Below are 2010 nucleotides of genomic sequence, written 5' to 3'. Positions count from 1 at the left end.
GCTAGTTGCATGTCGGTTTGGAGGACGCCGGGGATCAAGCCGCCCCGGTCGAACATGCGGGACCCGAACTGCTGCGCCGCCACCCCCAACCCGATCGCCTGACGAGCCTGCTGCAACGGCGAGAGGCCGTAGAGGCCGTTGTAGGACATGCCGGGGACGTGCATGACCTCGTACGGGGTCCAGTAGGTTGTGTCGCCGTTGTTGCCGGGTTCACCGAGGTAGAACCGCTTACCGACCGGGTTGTCGGCGGTGCGCCACCCGTCATCCTGCTTGACCTTGATTGCTCCTGGATGGAGTGGCCACAGCTGGACTATGCGGCCGACCCCGTCACGCAACTTGCGGACGTATGCGTTGCCGTGGGTGAGCAGCGACATGAACACGTATTCCCATACTTCCATGGGGGTTTTGTCGGGGTGGGGGACGTCGAGGAGGGTGTTGTCGAGGCGTTGCCGGCCAGTGTCGGTGCGGCGGTAGGCGTGGAGGGGGAGCGCACCGAGGACGCCTGCGAGGAGGGATACGGCCCTGTAGACGGCGGTGACGCGCAGCGCCGTTTCGGGGGTGACGGTGACGCCCGCGTCGGTCGACCAGCCAGCGTTCAAGACGGAGATCAGCGACTCGTCTGTGAGGGGCTTTGCGGGGTCGTTTATCTGTCTACGTTCGGCGAGTTGTTGCCAGAGTCGGGGCACGGGTTACACCTCGATGGCGAGGATGCCGACGGCGGTCGCGATGATGCCAGCGACGAACAGGCCCCATGTCCAGCCGTACTGCGCCCACATCGCAACGACGATGGAGACGAGCCCAGCAAAGACCAACAGGAAAGGAATAAGACGGGTCACCATATGTTCGGTCCTGACGGTGCCGGACGGTTCACATGCCACCCCGCCCGCGCCAACGCAATCACCATCGCGATGCACGCGTCGATCTTTCGCGACGACCGCGACTTCGACAACCGCCAACCCGTCTCCGACGGGCGCTGCACAGCGGACAGCACATGATCCTCAAGGACGGGGTCGCCGTCGTGAGTGACCTGTTTGCTGACGATCTGTTCGTAGGCGTACCCGCACGCCGGAATCATCCTCTCGGCTGATTGGGGGTGTTCGAGCATGGGGACGCCTTCGTCAGCGAGGACGCTAGCAGGATAGTCGAAGAACTTCGGGTCATATGCGCACTCGACCAACTCGAACTCGGTCGCGAGGCCCCGGACGTGTTGCATGATGTTGGCGACGTCGATCCCGTCGTCCCCAGGCGTCCATACGGACGCTTTGATCCCCCAGCGGCCGTCGTCAAGCTGCCACACGACCGCCACGGCGGCGTGGTCGTGGTACAGCGCCATATCGACAGCGGCCCATACTTTCGTACCGGCGGACAGTGTGAGGCGGGGTTCTAGGCATGCCTGCCACGCCCCCGCAGGCAACCAAGACTCGTCGGAGCGGGTCCACTGGTTGGCGTAGTACCGGCGCCATTCGAACTCGGGGATTTGCCCGTATCTGCGGGCGATGTCGTCCATGGGGACGAAGTCGGCGTCGGCGGGGTAGGCGTCTTTGATGGCTTGTTCGAGTTGTTCGGGGTCGTCCAGGTTCCACGCATCTGAGGCTTCGTACCACACCATGAGGAACGTATCGTCTTCGAGGTCACCAGCGGCTATCTGCTTCCCCCGCAGATACTTCCGGCCTAGCAGCGTGTCGAGGTCGTGACCGGCGGTCGTGATGTTGAGCTGGAGGGACTGGTCGCGTTTAGCGCAGCCGTTCGCGATGACCAGATGGGCGCCGGCCTTCTGCGGGTCCACAAGCTCATGGACCTCGTCGCAGATGTAGCAGGTGGGCCGCAGCCCATCGTTGGTACCACGTACGGCTGCGACACGGAAGGCTTTGCCTGGGCGGTCTTTGAGGAGGATTTCGGTGTCGAACACGTCCGCCAGCGGCGACAGGTGAACGCTTTCGCGCCAGTTGGTCTTCATGTCCCCGAAGACCAGGTCCGCCTGCTCGAAGGAGGCGGCGCCGACGGGTACGA

General features: G+C 63.8%; 3 protein-coding genes. All 3 read right to left on the bottom strand.

All coding sequences use genetic code 11. From position 1 onward, the window contains the following. On the bottom strand, positions 1-686 hold a 686-nt coding region (locus tag KY462_17015; GenBank protein MBW3579400.1), incomplete at its 3' end, for a phage portal protein. A gap of 3 nt (positions 687-689) precedes the next feature. Further along, positions 690-839: a hypothetical protein gene (locus tag KY462_17010; protein ID MBW3579399.1), complete on the bottom strand. Its 150-nt coding sequence runs from the start codon at positions 837-839 to the stop codon at positions 690-692. Beyond that, positions 833-2010: hypothetical protein (locus KY462_17005; protein ID MBW3579398.1), on the bottom strand; the 1178-nt coding region annotated here is incomplete at its 5' end. The genes KY462_17010 and KY462_17005, both read right to left, overlap by 7 nt.

It is taken from the genome of Actinomycetota bacterium, assembly GCA_019347675.1.
Lineage (GTDB): Bacteria > Actinomycetota > Nitriliruptoria > Nitriliruptorales > JAHWKO01 > JAHWKW01.
Note: the sequence above shows the minus strand (reverse complement) of the source record. Positions and strands in the feature narration are given on the sequence as shown.

Coding starts and splice junctions, on each gene's coding strand:
- KY462_17010 (MBW3579399.1), bottom strand. CDS start 839: ATGGTGACCCGTCTTATTCCTTTCCTGTTGGTCTTTGCTGGGCTCGTC.